The sequence below is a fragment of the Pseudomonas sp. 7-41 genome (assembly GCF_021233075.1).
Taxonomy (GTDB): Bacteria; Pseudomonadota; Gammaproteobacteria; order Pseudomonadales; family Pseudomonadaceae; genus Aquipseudomonas; species Aquipseudomonas veronii.
Window position 1 is genome coordinate 3,270,645 of the sequence record NZ_CP089551.1, and the last position, 15,209, is coordinate 3,285,853.

The following is a 15,209-nucleotide window of genomic DNA, read 5'->3' on the forward strand; positions in this document are numbered from 1 at the left end:
GTTCAAGGAAGATCAAACACCATGGCGAAGCCCCCTGTTGTTGCGCCTTTATTCAAGGCGCTGGGTGAATATAAAAGTATTTTGATCAGCGTTGGCTGTTTCACTGCATTAATTAACCTGCTGATGCTGGTGCCATCCATTTATATGCTGCAAGTGTATGACCGCGTGCTGTCCTCCCAGAATGAAACCACTCTGGTGATGTTGACGCTGATGGTCGTCGGTTTCTTCGCCTTTATCGGCAGCCTGGAAGTCATCCGCAGTTTTATCGTGATCCGCATCGGCAGCCAGTTGGAACGGCGCTTCAACTTGCGCGTGTATAAAGCCGCCTTCGAACGCAACCTGCAACGCGGCCAGGGGCATGCCGGGCAGTCCCTGGCAGATTTGACCCATCTGCGCCAGTTCATCACCGGGCCGGCGCTGTTCGCGTTTTTTGATGCGCCGTGGTTTCCGATCTATCTGTTGGTGATTTTCCTGTTCAACGTGTGGCTGGGCGTGCTGGCCACGGCCGGGGCCTTGCTGCTGATCGGCCTGGCCTGCCTCAACGAATACCTGACCAACAAGCCCCTGGCTGAGGCTGGCGGTTACTCCCAGCAATCCAGCCAACTGGCCACCAGCCATTTGCACAACGCCGAAACCATCCAGGCCATGGGCATGCTCGGCGCGTTGCGCCAGCGCTGGTTTGCCGTGCATTCGCAGTTCCTGGGCTTGCAGAACGCGGCCAGCGACACCGGCTCGGTGATCACCGCGCTGAGCAAATCCCTGCGCCTGTGCCTGCAATCGTTGGTGCTCGGCCTGGGCGCATTCTTGGTGATCAAGGGCGAGATGACCGCCGGGATGATGATCGCCGGTTCGATCCTGATGGGGCGGGTGCTCAGCCCGATCGACCAGTTGATTGCCGTGTGGAAGCAGTGGAGTTCGGCCAAGCTGGCCTATCAGCGGCTTGACCAACTGCTGCGCGAATTTGCGCCGGACGTCGAGCCGATGGCCTTGCCCGCCCCCAAGGGCCAGGTGAGTTTCGAGCAGGTCAGCGCCGGCCCGCCGGGTCGACGCCTGGCGACGCTGCATCAGGTCAGTTTCCACCTGGGCGCCGGCGAGGTGCTGGGGGTGCTGGGCGTGTCGGGGTCCGGCAAGTCCACGCTGGCGCGGGTGCTGGTGGGCGTATGGCCAACCCTGGCCGGCACCGTGCGCCTGGATGGCGCGGATATCCATCGCTGGGACCGTGACGATCTTGGCCCGCACATCGGTTACCTGCCCCAGGACATCGAACTGTTCAGCGGCAGCATCGCCGACAACATTGCGCGCTTTCGCGATGCCGACCCGGCGCAAGTGGTCCAGGCGGCGCAACAGGCCGGCGTGCATGAATTGATTCTGCGCCTGCCGCAAGGCTACGACACCGTGTTGGGCGACAACGGCGGCGGCCTGTCCGGCGGCCAGAAGCAACGGGTGGCCCTGGCGCGTGCGCTGTATGGCGGGCCGCGGCTGGTCGTGCTGGACGAACCCAACTCCAACCTCGACACCGTCGGTGAAGCCGCGCTGGCCAGCGCCATCGTGCAGTTGAAGGCCCAGGGCAGCAGCGTGATTCTCGTCACCCACCGCTCTTCGGCCCTGGCCCAGGCCGACAAGTTGCTGGTGCTCAACGAAGGCCACCTGCAAGCGTTTGGGCCGAGCCAGGACGTGCTGCGCGCGTTGTCCGGCCAGCAGGCGGCGACGCAGGAAAAAACCGGCGTCAGTTTCAGTCGTCAGTATCAAACCGCAAGGAATCCAGGCGCATGAGCATGCTCACTGTGGAACAACGCGACGCCGCTTTTTTCGTGCGTCTGGGCTGGTGGCTGACGGTGGTCGGCGCCGGTGGGTTTTTCCTCTGGGCCAGCTTGGCGCCGCTGGACCAGGGCATTCCGGTGCAGGGCACCGTGGTGGTCTCGGGCAAGCGCAAGGCCGTGCAGACCTTCAGCCCCGGTGTGGTCAGCCGGATCCTGGTGCGCGAAGGTGAGACGGTCAAACAGGGCCAGCCGCTGTTTCGTCTCGACCAGACCCAGAACCAGGCCGATGTGCAATCGCTGCAAGCGCAGTACCGCCTGGCCTGGGCCAGTGTGGCGCGCTGGCAGAGCGAGCGCGACAATCGCGCGGCCATCGTGTTTCCCGCCGAACTCAGCACCGCCCCGGACCCCGCGCTGGCCCTGGTGCTCGAAGGCCAGCGCCAACTGTTCAGCAGCCGCCGCGAAGCCTTTGCCCGTGAACAGGCGGGGATTCGCGCGAATATCGACGGCGCCACGGCGCAGCTCAATGGCATGCGCCGCGCACGCAGCGACCTGAGCGCCCAGGCTCAATCCCTGCGCGATCAACTGAGCAATCTGCAGCCCCTGGCCGACAATGGCTACATCCCGCGCAACCGCTTGATGGAGTACCAGCGCCAGTTGTCCCAGGTGCAACAGGACCTGGCGCAGAACACCGGCGAAAGCGGCCGAGTGGAGCAGGGCATCCTCGAATCGCGGCTCAAACTGCAGCAGCACAGCGACGAATACCAGAAGGAAGTGCGCAGCCAACTGGCCGACGCGCAACTGCGCAGCCTGACCCTGGAGCAGCAACTCACGTCCGCCGGGTTCGACCTGCAACACAGCGAAATCAACGCGCCGGCCGATGGCATTGCGGTCAACCTCGGCGTCCACACCGAAGGCGCGGTGGTGCGTGCCGGGGAGACCTTGCTGGAGATCGTGCCACAGGGCACGCGGCTGGAAGTCGAGGGGCATTTGCCGGTCCACCTGGTGGACAAGGTCGGCACCCACCTGCCGGTCGACATCCTGTTCACCGCGTTCAACCAGAGCCGTACCCCGCGTGTGCCGGGACAGGTCAGCCTGATTTCCGCCGACCAACTGCTCGACGAAAAAACCGGCGCGCCGTACTACGTGCTGCGCACCAGCGTCAGCGAGGCCGCGCTGGAAACACTCCACGGCCTGGTGATCAAGCCGGGCATGCCCGCCGAGATGTTCGTGCGTACCGGCGAGCGCTCGTTGCTCAATTACCTGTTCAAGCCGCTGCTCGACCGCGCCGGCTCTGCGTTGACCGAGGAATGAACATGAAACCGCTGTTCATTGCCGTGCTGTTGAGCTGTGCGCCTGCCCAGGCCGCCATGGGCCCGTTCGATGTGTACGAGCAGGCTCTGCGCAACGATCCGGTGTTCCTTGGCGCGCTCAAGGAACGCGACGCCGGCCTGGAAAACCGCACCATCGGCCGCGCCGGGTTGCTGCCGCGGCTGTCCTATAACTACAACAAGGGGCGCAACAATTCCGAAGCGCACCTGCCTGACGGGCGTGGCGGCAGCTATCGCGACGCGCGCAATTACAACAGCTACGGCTCGACCTTCAGCCTGCAGCAGCCGCTGTTCGACTACGAAGCCTATGCCAACTACCGCAAGGGTGTGGCCCAGGCGCTGTTTGCCGATGAAAGTTTTCGCGACAAGAGCCAGGCGCTGTTGGTGCGGGTGTTGAGCTATTACACCCAAGCGTTGTTCGCCCAAGACCAGATCGAGATCGCCCGCGCCAAGAAAAACGCCTTCGAGCAGCAGTTTCAGCAGAACCAGCACCTGTTCCAGCAGGGCGAGGGCACGCGCACCGACATCCTTGAAGCCGAATCGCGCTATGAGCTGGCCACCGCCGAAGAAATCCAGGCGCTGGATGAACAGGACGCCTCGTTAAGAGCGTTGGGCGCGCTGATCGGCGTGCAGAGCGTCAACATCCACGACCTCGCGCCGCTCAATCAGCGCTTCGCCGCCTTCAGCCTGACGCCGGCCAACTACGACACCTGGCACGCGCTGGCGATCAGCAACAACCCGACGCTGGCCTCGCAACGTCAGGCCCTGGAAGTGGCGCGTTATGAAGTGGAGCGCAACCGTGCCGGGCACTTGCCGAAGATCACCGCGTATGCCAGTTCGCGCCAGCAGGAATCCGACAGCGGCAACACCTACAACCAGCGCTACGACACCAACACCATCGGCGTCGAAGTCAGCCTGCCGTTGTATGCCGGTGGCGCTGTCTCCGCGTCCACGCGCCAGGCCAGCCGTGCCATGGAGCAGGCCGAATACGAGCTGGAAGGCAAGACCCGCGAAACCCTGATCGAACTGCGTCGCCAGTTCAGCGCCTGCCTGTCGGGCGTGAGCAAGCTGCGCGCCTACCAGAAAGCCCTGACCTCGGCCGAGGCGCTGGTGGTGTCGACCCGGCAAAGCATCCTCGGCGGCGAGCGGGTCAACCTCGATGCGCTCAATGCCGAGCAGCAGCTCTACAGCACCCGGCGCGACCTGGCCCAGGCGCGTTATGACTACCTGATGGCCTGGACCAAATTGCACTACTACGCCGGCAACCTGCGCGATACCGACCTGGCGCAAGTCGATGAGGCCTTTGGGCCGGTGGGCAAGCAGCCGTAGCTGCACCTGGGACGTCATTGCGCTTTCTCGACAACTCCAACAACAGAGAGGCACTACCGATGGGAATCTTTGATTATAAAAACCTTGGCACCGAGGGTTCCAAGGCGCTGTTCGCCGATGCGATGGCGATCACGCTGTATACCTACCACAACCTGGATAACGGCTTTGCGGTGGGCTATCAGCACCACGGCTTGGGCGTTGGCCTGCCGGCGACGCTGGTCGGTGCATTGCTCGGCGGTGCCGACTCCCAAGGCGTGATTCCCGGTATCCCGTGGAATCCCGATTCGGAAAAGGCCGCCCTGGAAGCGCTGCAACACGCCGGATGGACGCCGCTCAGCGCGAGCACCCTGGGTTACGCCGGCAAGGTCGACGCCCGGGGCACGTTTTTCGGTGAAAAGGCTGGCTACACCACCGCGCAGGCCGAAGTGCTGGGCAAGTACGATGACGCCGGCCGCCTGCTCGAAATCGGCATCGGCTTTCGCGGCACGTCGGGGCCGCGGGAAAGCCTGATCAGCGATTCCATCGGTGATCTGCTCAGCGATCTGCTCGCCGCCCTGGGCCCCAAGGATTATGCGAAGAACTACGCCGGCGAAGCCTTTGGCGGTTTGCTCAAGGCGGTTGCCGAGTATGCCGGCGCCCATGGCCTGAGCGGTTCCGACGTGCTGGTCAGCGGCCACAGCCTCGGCGGGCTGGCGGTCAACAGCCTGGCGGAGTTGAGCGACCAGCGATGGTCGGGGTTCTACAAGGACGCCAACTATGTGGCCTACGCGTCGCCGACCCAGAGCGCCGGCGACAAGGTGTTGAACATCGGCTATGAAAACGACCCGGTATTCCGTGCGCTGGACGGTTCATCCTTCAACCTGTCGTCCCTGGGCGTGCATGACAAGCCCCATGAATCGACCACCGACAACATCGTCAGCTTCAACGATCACTACGCCTCGACGCTGTGGAACGTGCTGCCGTTCTCCATTGCCAACCTGCCGACCTGGGTGTCGCATTTGCCCAGCGGCTATGGCGACGGCATGACCCGCGTGCTCGAATCCGGGTTCTACGACCAGATGAGCCGGGACTCGACGGTGATCGTCGCCAACCTGTCCGACCCGGCGCGGGCTACCACCTGGGTGCAGGACCTCAACCGCAATGCCGAGCCGCACAAGGGCAACACCTTCATCATCGGCAGTGACGGTAATGACCTGATCCAGGGCGGCAAGGGCGCGGACTTCATCGAAGGCGGCAAGGGCAACGACACCCTTCGCGACAACAGTGGCCATAACACCTTTCTGTTCAGCGGGCCGTTTGGCCAGGATCGGGTGATCGGCTACCAATCGAGCGACAAACTGGTGTTCACGGATGTGCAGGGCAGCCTGGATTATCGCGAGCACGCCAAGGCGGTGGGCGGCGATACGGTGATCAGTTTTGGCGCGGACTCGGTGACGCTGGTGGGGGTGAGCAACTGGTCGGGGGAGGGTGTCGTGATCGGTTGAAACCGCGTTGGCACGCGGTTCAAAGGGTGGGAGCAAGCGGGCTCCCACATGTTTGATGAGGGATGCAGGGCGGGATCAGTCTTCCTTGCGAACCGTGGCCACATCATCGGCCCTGACGCGGATGCGCTTGCCGGCGATGTCGGTGAATTCATAGAAGCCGTCGGCGGTCTTGGTCTTCGGCGTGTCTTTGGTTAAATACTGCGTGCCGTTCTGCAATGTCACTACGGTTTGCGTCGCGCAACCGGCCAATACCAGAAAAGTGAGTGCAACCAGTGGCAGACCCAAATTCTTCATGTTCATAACCCTTACCTTAACCCTGAAAAGTCCCGCGGCCTGAGGCTGCGGGCCATAAATGTTACGCCATCAATTCCCCTATCTGATCACTTTTACGCAAAAAGTTGCGTGCGCCATTTATCTATTACCGATTGCAACAACGCGTCAGCGGCGGCACTCTGTATGCATAACCAGTACTTAATCGCTGCGGACCATGCCCGAAACCCTCGAAAACCCCCTGTATTACCTGCATAACTTCCGTCAGGTGCTGGATTGGCTGGCACAACGCTATGCCGATCTGCTCGATGCTGAAGAAGCGCATTTCATTCAGCAATTCGACAGGTTGCCGCAGGCGTCCCAGGCATTACTGGTACGTCTGGTGATGCGCAAGGGCGTGCATTTTCGAGCGGGCAAGCTCAATTACCCGGAGATCGGCTGCGCTCATGCGGCAGCGCGCCCGCTGAAGGCTTTGGGTTGGGTGGATGATCAGTGCCTGCTGGGCTTTGACGAACTGTTCGGGTTGCTGCAAAAGGGCGAGTTGCTGGGCGCGTTCCAGCCGTGGATCGAGCAGCCCAAGGGCAAAAAGGCCGATTGGCTCGAGCAACTGGCGCCGCAGTTCGATGAGCGTCGCTGCTTTGCCCACTGGTGCCCCGAGCTGGATGACGTGCTCTACAGCGTCACCGTGTTGGACTTGTGTGATCGCTTGCGCTTGATGTTCTTCGGCAACCTGCATCAGGACTGGTCGGAGTTCGTGCTGGCGGACCTGGGCATCTATACCTACGAAAAAGTCGAGTTTTGCGCACAGTCCCGTGGTTTGCGCAGCCGCGATGACGTGCTGGGGTTTCTGTTCCTGCATCAGTGCCAGCAAGCCTTTGAGTCCGCGCAGGCGCTGGACAGCGTGCTGGCGCAGATCGCTACGTTGCAGACCGACAACCCCTGGCTGGAAAAACGCCGGGCCAAGCTGTTGTTCCAGGTCGGCCAGTCTTGCGAGCGCAGTGCCGAGTTGGCGTTGGCCGAGCAGATCTACCGGGCCTGTGCTTATCCCGGCGCGCGCGCACGCTTGATTCGCGTGCTGGAGCGCCAGGAAGACTACGCCCAGGCCATGGCCCTGGCATGTGCCGCCCACGAGGCCCCGGAAAGCCCCGCCGAGCAGCAACACCTGCTGCGAGTGTTGCCGCGCCTGCGGCGCAAGCTGGGCGCGCCAGCCGTGCCCAAGGCCAAGCCTCGGGACGTCACGCGCCTGGACCTGGCGCTCCCGCCGCCGCCGCCCTCGATGGCGGTGGAGTATTGCGTGCAGGCGCATCTGAGCGAGCCCGATGCGCCGGTGTACTACGTCGAAAACGGCCTGATCAATTCGCTGTTCGGCCTGCTGTGCTGGGAGGCGATCTTCGCGCCGCTGCCGGGGGCATTTTTCCACCCGTTCCAGCGCGGGCCGGCGGATTTGCACAGCGAAGACTTCCATCAGCGCCGTGCGTCACTGTTTGCCGCCTGTCTCGAGCAACTGCAGGATGACCGCTACAAACACACCATCCGCCAACGGTACGTGGACAAGTGGGGCATCCAGTCACCCTTTGTCTTCTGGAACCTGCTCAGTGAAGAACTATTGGAGCAGGCCTTGGCATGCTTGCCCGCCGAACACTTGCGTTGCTGGTTCGAGCGGCTGCTGCTGGATATTCGCGCCAACCGCGCGGGTATGCCGGACCTGATCCAGTTCTGGCCCGCGCAGAAAACCTACCGCATGATCGAAGTCAAAGGCCCCGGCGATCGCCTGCAAGACAACCAACTGCGCTGGCTGGAGTTCTGTGGCGAGTACCAGATGCCGGTCACCGTCTGCTATGTGCGCTGGGCGCAGTCCGCTTGAGCTACACCGTGGCGGTGCGCGCACTGTGTGAGTTCACGGCCAAGGTCGGCGACCTCGACCTGCGTTTTACCCCATCGCCCAGCGCCCAGGAAGGCATCGCCGGCCATCGCACGGTCGCCTCGCGGCGCAGCGCGCACTACCAGAACGAAGTGGCCCTGGAAGGCGAGTACGAGGAACTCAAGGTGCGGGGCAGGGCGGACGGCTACGACCCGGACAGCAACCGCCTCGAAGAGGTGAAGACCTATCGCGGCGACCTCGACGCCCAGCCCGCCAACCATCGGCAATTGCATTGGGCCCAGGTCAAGGTCTACGGCTGGTTGATGTGCCAGAAGCTCGGGCTTGCGCACATCGATTTGGCGCTGGTGTATTTCGATATCGTCGGCGAGGGCGAAACCTCGCTGAACCAGCGCTTTGCGGCCGCCGATCTGCAATGTTTCTTCAACCGGCAATGCGCGTTGTTTCTCGGTTGGGCCCGCCAGGAGATGCAGCACCGCGACGCCCGCAACCGCGCCGCACAGGCCCTGGCGTTCCCCCACAGCGCCTTTCGCCCCGGCCAGCGCAACCTCGCAGAGTCGGTGTACAAGGCCGTCAGCACCGGCCGCTGCCTGATGGCCCAGGCGCCCACCGGCATCGGCAAAACCGTCGGCACGATCTTCCCCATGCTCAAGGCCTTGGCGCCCCAGCAACTGGACAAGGTGTTGTTCCTCACCGCCAAGACCCCGGGTCGCAAGCTGGCCCTCGACGCCGCGCAAGTGCTGTATGCCAGCAGTCCCGAACTGCCGCTGCGCGTGCTGGAGCTGGTGGCGCGGGACAAGGCCTGCGAACACCTGGACAAGGCCTGCCACGGCGAATCCTGCCCGCTGGCCAAGGGTTTCTACGACCGCTTGCCCGCCGCGCGTATCGCGGCCGCCAAGGTGCGCCTGCTCGACCAACACAACTTGCGCGAGGTCGCCCTGGAGCACGGCCTCTGTCCGTATTACCTGAGCCAGGAAATGGCGCGCTGGAGCGACCTGGTGGTCGCCGACTACAACTACTATTTCGACTTTGGCGCGCTGTTGTTCGGGCTGGCCCAACTCAACCAGTGGCGCGTCGCGGTGCTGGTGGACGAAGCCCATAACCTGGTGGAGCGCGCACGATCGATGTACAGCGCCAGCCTTGATCAGTACACCCTCAAGACCGTGCGCGATACGGCGCCGGAGCCGTTGAAGAAACCCTTGCAGCGCTTGAATCGTGAGTGGAACGCGTTGCACAAGGACCAACTCGCGCCGTATCAGGCCTACGCGGCCAGACCCGACAAAATGCTCCAGGCCCTGAGCCTTTGCGCCAGCGCCATGGGCGACTATTTCAACGACCACCCCGAAGCACTCAATGGCGATCTGCAGGCGTTCTATTTTGAGGCACTGCAATTTGCCAAGGTCGCCGAGCTGTTCAACGAACATTTCATCTTTGATATCAGCCTGCGTCAGTTGCGCGGCAAGCGCAGCAGTTCCACCTTGTGCCTGCGCAATGTGGTGCCCGCCGAATTCATCCGCCCACGATTGACGGCGGCGCGCAGCAGCGTGTTGTTTTCCGCCACACTCAGCCCGCGCCATTACTACGCCGACCTGCTGGGCCTGCCGGCGGACACTGCCTGGGTCGACGTGGAATCACCGTTCAATGCCGCGCAGTTGCGGGTGCGGATTGTCGATGAGGTCTCCACCCGGTTCGTGCATCGCCAGGCCTCGCTGGAGCCCATCGTTGAATTGATCGCCGAGCAGTTCGCTCACCAACCGGGTAATTACCTGGCGTTCTTCAGCAGTTTCGATTATCTGCAACAAGTGGCGCTGTTACTCGCCGAGCGACACCCGCATATCGCACTGTGGCAGCAGTCACGCGGCATGGCCGAAGCCGAGCGCCGGGCGTTTCTCGAACAGTTCACCGAACACAGCCAGGGCGTCGGTTTTGCGGTGCTGGGCGGCGCGTTTGGCGAAGGCATCGACCTGCCCGGTGCGCGCTTGATCGGCGCGTTCATCGCGACCCTGGGGCTGCCGCAACTGAACCCGGTCAACGAACAGATGAAGCAGCGCATGGGCGCGATCTTCGGCTCCGGCTATGACTACACCTACTTGTACCCGGGCATTCAGAAAGTCGTGCAGGCGGCGGGGCGGGTGATCCGCAGCCAGCAGGACCAAGGCGTGGTGATGTTGATCGATGACCGGTTCGGCGAAGCGCGGGTGCGGCAGCTGTTGCCTCGGTGGTGGGCGATAGCGACTAAAGCGTGACGCCGCTCAATTGCGCGCTCAATGCCCAGAGCCGCTCGGCTTGCTCCGGATCGATGGCCCATGCGCGGACGCCGGAGCGTTTGGTGTCGTCCTGAGAGAGCACGGCAACCTCACAATCTTCGCAGTACAGGCCGCCCATACCCTCCAGTAAAGGGCTGACGCCACACCACAGCATCGTCGCTGCGCCTTGTTCGGGACGTTTGTAATGTTTGGCAGGACGGATGTTCCCTGAATCGTCCAGTGCTCCAATCAACGCCAGGTCGTCCCTGTCAAGGTAGCGAACCAGGTCCGTGAGGATCTCCCCGGGATGCACGGAAAATGCACGCACACCGTGTGCTTTACCGCGTTGATCCAGCGCCACGGCAAACAGCGCGTTGGCCGTCTTTGATTGGCCGTAGGCGGCCCACTTGTCGTAAGGGCGTCGCTCAAACTGTGGGTCTTCGAAATGAATAGGGCTCAACCGATGGCCTAGCGACGATACCGACACTACCCGCGCACCGTCGGCTTCGCACAAGGCCGGCCACAGGCGCGCGGTCAGTTGAAAGTGGCCCAGATGATTGGTGGCGAACTGCGCTTCCACACCCTTGCCGTTGCGTTGCAGTGGCGTGGCCATGATCCCGGCGCTATTGATCAACAGGTGTAATGCCCGCCCGGACACCAGGAAATTGCGTGCAAAGCAGTCGATGGACGCCGAGTCGAGTAAATCCAGGTTGCCCCACTCAACCCCGGCAATGCCATCGAGGTTGCGTTCGGCCTTGAGCGGGTCCCGTGCAGGCACGATGACCTGCGCACCTGCGGCTGCCAACACGCGCACGGCTTCCAGGCCAATGCCTGAATAACCACCGGTGACGATGGCAGTCATACCGTGCAAATCTTTACCCGCCAACGCTTGCATAGCGGTTGTCGTGCCGTCGAATCCACTCTCGATAGGGCGTTGTTTATTGATCATAGGGAGTTCTCCAGGGGGAGCCGCTATGTTCTCCCCTGGATGCCGGACGCGAAACGCCATAAAGTCCGTATTTCTGTCGCGATCGTCCGGAGTTTTTTTATGGATACCCTGTCTGACGTGGTGGCGCTGTTAAAGAGTCATCGGTCCTATTTCGCCGGCCTCAAGGCTGGCGGTGATTGGGCCCTGGATTTTCCACCGCCGGAGGGCATCAAGTTCAATGCCGTGGTGGAGGGAAAGTGTTGGCTGGAAGTCGAGGGCATGCCCGTACCGATGCCCTTGAGCGAGGGCGATTGCTTTTTGTTGACGCAGAACCGTCCCTGGAGGTTGTCCAGCAACCTTGCACTGGAGGGCGTTGACGCGCGCGCGGTGTACCGTGACGCTGTGGGGGGGATCGCTCGCCTGGGTGAGACTGTGGATTTGTTCCTGATAGGCGGGCGCTTTAGCTACGGTGACGACGCCCGTCTATTGCTGGAGGGGTTGCCGCCGGTGGTGCGTATCAGTGCGAGGTCCGAGCAGGCCAGCGTGTTGCGCTGGTGTCTGGATCGCCTGGCTCGGGAATATGCCAGCCCGATGCAAGGCGCGGCGTTGATGACCGAGCATCTGGCGCAAATGATGTTGGTGCAGATCCTGCGCCTCTATCAGTCATCCATGGGCGCCACTACCACCGGTTGGTTGGCGGCGTTGAACGATCCGCGGTTGGCGCCGGTACTGCAGCAAATACACGCCGCGCCGGCACGCCGCTGGACCTTGAGCGACATGGCCGGTGTCGCGAGCCAATCCCGGTCGACCTTTGCCCTGCACTTCAAGCAGCGGGTCGGAATGGCGCCCCAGGAGTATCTGACGCGCTGGCGCATGCACCTGGCGTTACAGGCCTTGAACACGTCTGCCAGAAGTGTTTCCTGTATCGGCCAGTCACTCGGGTATCAGTCGGACAGCGCGTTCAGCAGTGCCTTCAAGCGCCTGATGAACTGCTCCCCGCGGGAATACCGCGAGCGAAAGCACGCGCCCCTCGGTGTCTAAACCACCTCCAGGTACGAGCAGTGAATCGCCCGCGCCAATTCGCGTACCGTGTCGATGAATTCCGTCAGGCGGCTGTGCAAGCCTGCTTCGAGGATTTCGTCGATCCCGGTATAGCGCAGCCGCGCTTCGAACTCGGCGGCCAAGCGCTGCGCGGTGCGCCCATAACTGCCTGGCAAGTCCGCCAGAATGTGGCTCAGTTCCTCGATACAGGCATGCAACGAACGCGGCACATCACTGCGCAACAGCAGCAACTCCGAGACCGAGCGTGCATTCAGCGCATTCGGATACAGCTCCGTGTACGCCTCGAATGACGACAGGGCGCGGAGCAGGGCGCTCCACTGGTAATAACCGCGTGCCGACAAGTCGCTGACTTCCTCCGATTCCTCGCCGAACATCTCGTAGCGCGCATCCAGCAGGCGCAAGGTGTTGTCGGCGCGCTCGACGAAGGTGCCCAGGCGAATGAACCGGTAGGCGTCATTGCGCATGATGGTGCCGGACGTCGCCCCGCGAAACAGGTGCGAACGCTGCTTGACCCAATCGCAGAAGTGGCTGATGCCATGGCGCGCCAGCCCGCCGGCGGCGATGCTGCGCATTTCCAGCCAGGTGGCGTTGAGGTTTTCCCACATGTCGGCGGTGATGCGCCCGCGCACGGCATGGGCGTTGCCCCGCGCGGCGCGCAGGCAGTTGTAGATGCTGGCCGGGTTTTCTTCGTCGAGGGCGAAGAAGTGCAGCATGCGCTCGGCATCCAGTTGGCCGTGGCGCTCCAGGTAGCTGTCCAGGGTGCCGCTGCTGAGCAGCGACATCGCCAGTTCGTCCAGGCCATCGCTGCGCCCGGCCTGGGGCATCAATGACAGCGAATAACTGACCTCGAGCATGCGCGCCAGGTTCTCGGCACGCTCCAGGTAACGGGACATCCAGTAAAGGTCTGCGGCGGTTCTACTCAACATACTCAGCCCTCCACCACCCAGGTGTCCTTGGTTCCGCCGCCTTGCGACGAGTTGACGATCAACGACCCTTCGCGCAACGCCACGCGCGTGAGGCCACCGGGTACCAGGCGGGTCTCCTTGCCCGACAGCACGAACGGGCGCAGGTCGATATGCCGGGGGGCGATGCCGTTTTCGACAAATGTCGGGCAGGTGGACAGGCTCAGGGTCGGTTGGGCGATATAGGCGTGGGGACGCGCCTTGATGCGTTGGCGGAAGTCCTCGATCTCAGCCGCCGTGGAAGCGGGGCCGACCAACATGCCGTAGCCGCCGGAGCCCTGGGTTTCCTTGACCACCAGTTCCGGCAGGTGGGCCAGCACATGGGACAGCTCATCCGGCTTGCGGCACTGAAACGTCGGCACGTTTTGCAGGACCGGTTCTTCGTCCAGGTAGAAGCGGATCATTTCCGGCACGTAGGGGTATATCGACTTGTCGTCCGCGACGCCGGTGCCGATGGCGTTGGCCAGCACCACGTTGCCGGCGCAGTAGGCCGCGACCAGGCCGGGCACGCCGAGCATCGACTCCGGGTTGAACGCCAGCGGGTCGAGGAACGCGTCGTCGATACGGCGGTAGATCACGTCCACGGCCTTGGGGCCGTCGGTGGTACGCATGAACACCTTGAGATCCTGCACGAACAGGTCGGCGCCTTCCACCAACTCCACACCCATTTCCCGGGCCAGGAACGCATGCTCGAAAAATGCGCTGTTAAAGCGCCCCGGCGTCAGCACCACCACATTGGGGTTGTCCAGGCGGCTGGCGCTTTTCAGGGTTTTGAGCAGCAGGTTGGGGTAGTGGTCCACTGGCGCGATGCGCTGTTTGGCGAACACTTCGGGGAACAGGCGCATCATCATCTTGCGGTCTTCGAGCATATAGCTCACACCGCTGGGCGTGCGCAGGTTGTCTTCGAGCACGTAGTAGGTGCCGTCGCCATCGCGCACCAGGTCCACCCCGGAAATATGCGAGTAGATGTCGCGGTGCAGGTCGAGGCCGACCATCGCCTTCTGGTAACCCTCGTTGCCCAGCACCTGGTCCGCCGGAACGATCCCGGCCTTGATGATGCGCTGGTCGTGGTAGATATCGGCAAGGAACATGTTCAGCGCAGTGACGCGCTGGATACAGCCACGCTCGATGATGCTCCATTCACTGGCAGGGATGCTGCGCGGGATGATGTCGAAGGGGATCAGGCGTTCGGTGTCCTGCTCGTCGCCATACAAGGTGAAGGTGATCCCGGCGCGGTGGAACAACAGGTCGGCTTCGCGGCGACGCTGGTCCAGCAGTTCTGGCGGCGTATTGGCCAGCCAGCGGGAGAATTCCTGATAGTGCGCGCGGCATACACCGTGTGCGTCATTCATTTCATCAAAGAAAGATCGAGCCATTCCAGTACCTTGTCAGTGCCGAGGGAAGCGCGGGGGGGCACTGCCGCTTTGAAAAACGCATTTTTTATGAGCCCGTGGCGCAGGGTGCCATCGGGCCAGGTCCTTACTTTCTTATGGGGTCGGCTCTGGGTCGGGGGGTAACGAATGCTCCTGTATCCGGGCATGACGGGTGAACGATGAATGGATTAAGCAATGCCTGTGCCGAAACCGGCAAAGCGTCTCTATTCCCTGGTGGCGAGCGCGTTTACTCGCCACCAGGGAACGGCGCGCGCACTACAACGGTGCATACGCGAACTTGAACGTCTCTGAATGCCCGGCCAGGGATTCATCGGAACTTTAACGACCCGCGCAGGGCCTCATCTTGACGCAGGCCGCGTTATTCAAAAGAGCTACGCTATGTCAAGGCGATCAGAGGAGACGGTCATGTCAAAAGATTCGGAAGAAGACCTCAACGACCCCGGCAACGAAGACCCGGGGTCGCTGATGGATGATGCAGAAGTGCCGCTCAAGGAACCGGATGACGCGGCGGACCCTGGCAGCGGTGAACATCAAGACTGATTGTTCATACTTTGCCAGCGTTGGCCG

At 62.5% G+C, this 15,209-nt stretch carries 12 protein-coding genes; 8 read left to right on the forward strand and 4 right to left on the reverse strand.

Going from position 1 to position 15,209, the window contains the following annotated elements; genetic code table 11:
* The first annotated feature begins 21 nt into the window (after nucleotides 1-21).
* Genes LQ249_RS14670 through LQ249_RS14685 form a run of 4 tightly spaced genes read left to right on the forward strand, consistent with a single transcriptional unit; the run spans nucleotide 22 to nucleotide 5,901 of the window.
* The gene (locus tag LQ249_RS14670) at nucleotides 22-1,773 is read left to right on the forward strand and encodes a type I secretion system permease/ATPase (protein ID WP_232566592.1); all 1,752 of its coding nucleotides are present in this window, start codon (nucleotides 22-24) and stop codon (nucleotides 1,771-1,773) included.
* Nucleotides 1,770-3,071 carry an HlyD family type I secretion periplasmic adaptor subunit gene (locus LQ249_RS14675; protein ID WP_017845715.1) on the forward strand — a complete coding sequence of 434 codons (1,302 nt, stop codon included), beginning with the start codon at nucleotides 1,770-1,772 and terminating at the stop codon, nucleotides 3,069-3,071. The genes LQ249_RS14670 and LQ249_RS14675 overlap by 4 nt, the downstream gene beginning before the upstream one ends.
* 2 nt (nucleotides 3,072-3,073) lie before the next feature.
* Nucleotides 3,074-4,417 (forward strand): TolC family outer membrane protein, encoded by a 1,344-nt coding sequence (locus tag LQ249_RS14680; RefSeq protein WP_017845716.1) that lies wholly within the window; start codon nucleotides 3,074-3,076, stop codon nucleotides 4,415-4,417.
* A gap of 59 nt (nucleotides 4,418-4,476) precedes the next feature.
* Nucleotides 4,477-5,901, forward strand: a complete 1,425-nt coding sequence (locus LQ249_RS14685; RefSeq protein ID WP_169864524.1) for a polyurethane esterase — start codon at nucleotides 4,477-4,479, stop codon at nucleotides 5,899-5,901.
* 75 nt (nucleotides 5,902-5,976) lie between these two features.
* Here the strand turns inward: LQ249_RS14685 and LQ249_RS14690 are convergent, their stop codons facing one another.
* A complete protein-coding gene (locus tag LQ249_RS14690) occupies nucleotides 5,977-6,201 on the reverse strand; it encodes a YgdI/YgdR family lipoprotein (RefSeq protein WP_017845718.1) in 225 nt (74 codons plus the stop codon).
* Nucleotides 6,202-6,388: 187 nt separating this feature from the next.
* Here LQ249_RS14690 and LQ249_RS14695 point away from each other — a divergent pair, with 187 nt between their 5' ends.
* Together LQ249_RS14695 and LQ249_RS14700 are read left to right on the forward strand one after the other, a co-directional pair.
* Nucleotides 6,389-8,035 (forward strand): VRR-NUC domain-containing protein, encoded by a 1,647-nt coding sequence (locus LQ249_RS14695; protein ID WP_057004063.1) that lies wholly within the window; start codon nucleotides 6,389-6,391, stop codon nucleotides 8,033-8,035.
* A complete protein-coding gene (locus tag LQ249_RS14700) occupies nucleotides 8,032-10,296 on the forward strand; it encodes an ATP-dependent DNA helicase (protein WP_169881104.1) in 2,265 nt (754 codons plus the stop codon). The genes LQ249_RS14695 and LQ249_RS14700 overlap by 4 nt, the downstream gene beginning before the upstream one ends.
* Here LQ249_RS14700 and LQ249_RS14705 read toward each other — a convergent pair.
* Nucleotides 10,286-11,245: an oxidoreductase gene (locus LQ249_RS14705; protein ID WP_232566593.1), complete on the reverse strand. Its 960-nt coding sequence runs from the start codon at nucleotides 11,243-11,245 to the stop codon at nucleotides 10,286-10,288. The two genes, LQ249_RS14700 and LQ249_RS14705, sit on opposite strands and share 11 nt — an antisense overlap.
* A gap of 99 nt (nucleotides 11,246-11,344) precedes the next feature.
* Between LQ249_RS14705 and LQ249_RS14710 the strand changes: the two genes are divergently transcribed.
* Entirely contained in the window at nucleotides 11,345-12,265 is a 921-nt protein-coding gene (locus LQ249_RS14710; RefSeq protein WP_046383354.1) for an AraC family transcriptional regulator, read from the forward strand.
* Here the strand turns inward: LQ249_RS14710 and LQ249_RS14715 are convergent.
* Both LQ249_RS14715 and LQ249_RS14720 read right to left on the reverse strand, forming a co-directional pair.
* Nucleotides 12,262-13,212, reverse strand: coding sequence for an alpha-E domain-containing protein (locus LQ249_RS14715; RefSeq protein WP_057004065.1), 951 nt, complete (start codon nucleotides 13,210-13,212; stop codon nucleotides 12,262-12,264). The two genes, LQ249_RS14710 and LQ249_RS14715, sit on opposite strands and share 4 nt — an antisense overlap.
* 2 nt (nucleotides 13,213-13,214) lie before the next feature.
* Entirely contained in the window at nucleotides 13,215-14,624 is a 1,410-nt protein-coding gene (locus tag LQ249_RS14720) for a circularly permuted type 2 ATP-grasp protein (protein WP_026139870.1), read from the reverse strand.
* A gap of 423 nt (nucleotides 14,625-15,047) precedes the next feature.
* Here LQ249_RS14720 and LQ249_RS31525 point away from each other — a divergent pair, with 423 nt between their 5' ends.
* The gene (locus LQ249_RS31525) at nucleotides 15,048-15,182 is read left to right on the forward strand and encodes a hypothetical protein (protein WP_256350977.1); all 135 of its coding nucleotides are present in this window, start codon (nucleotides 15,048-15,050) and stop codon (nucleotides 15,180-15,182) included.
* Nucleotides 15,183-15,209: the final 27 nt, after the last annotated feature.

Bases quoted from the DNA above. Each gene is read 5' to 3' on its own strand.
- LQ249_RS14670 (WP_232566592.1), top strand. From the start codon at position 22: ATGGCGAAGCCCCCTGTTGTTGCGCCTTTATTCAAGGCGCTGGGTGAA.
- LQ249_RS14675 (WP_017845715.1), top strand. From the start codon at position 1,770: ATGAGCATGCTCACTGTGGAACAACGCGACGCCGCTTTTTTCGTGCGT.
- LQ249_RS14680 (WP_017845716.1), top strand. From the start codon at position 3,074: ATGAAACCGCTGTTCATTGCCGTGCTGTTGAGCTGTGCGCCTGCCCAG.
- LQ249_RS14685 (WP_169864524.1), top strand. From the start codon at position 4,477: ATGGGAATCTTTGATTATAAAAACCTTGGCACCGAGGGTTCCAAGGCG.
- LQ249_RS14690 (WP_017845718.1), bottom strand. From the start codon at position 6,201: ATGAACATGAAGAATTTGGGTCTGCCACTGGTTGCACTCACTTTTCTG.
- LQ249_RS14695 (WP_057004063.1), top strand. From the start codon at position 6,389: ATGCCCGAAACCCTCGAAAACCCCCTGTATTACCTGCATAACTTCCGT.
- LQ249_RS14705 (WP_232566593.1), bottom strand. From the start codon at position 11,245: ATGATCAATAAACAACGCCCTATCGAGAGTGGATTCGACGGCACGACA.
- LQ249_RS14710 (WP_046383354.1), top strand. From the start codon at position 11,345: ATGGATACCCTGTCTGACGTGGTGGCGCTGTTAAAGAGTCATCGGTCC.
- LQ249_RS14715 (WP_057004065.1), bottom strand. From the start codon at position 13,212: ATGTTGAGTAGAACCGCCGCAGACCTTTACTGGATGTCCCGTTACCTG.
- LQ249_RS14720 (WP_026139870.1), bottom strand. From the start codon at position 14,624: ATGGCTCGATCTTTCTTTGATGAAATGAATGACGCACACGGTGTATGC.
- LQ249_RS31525 (WP_256350977.1), top strand. From the start codon at position 15,048: ATGTCAAAAGATTCGGAAGAAGACCTCAACGACCCCGGCAACGAAGAC.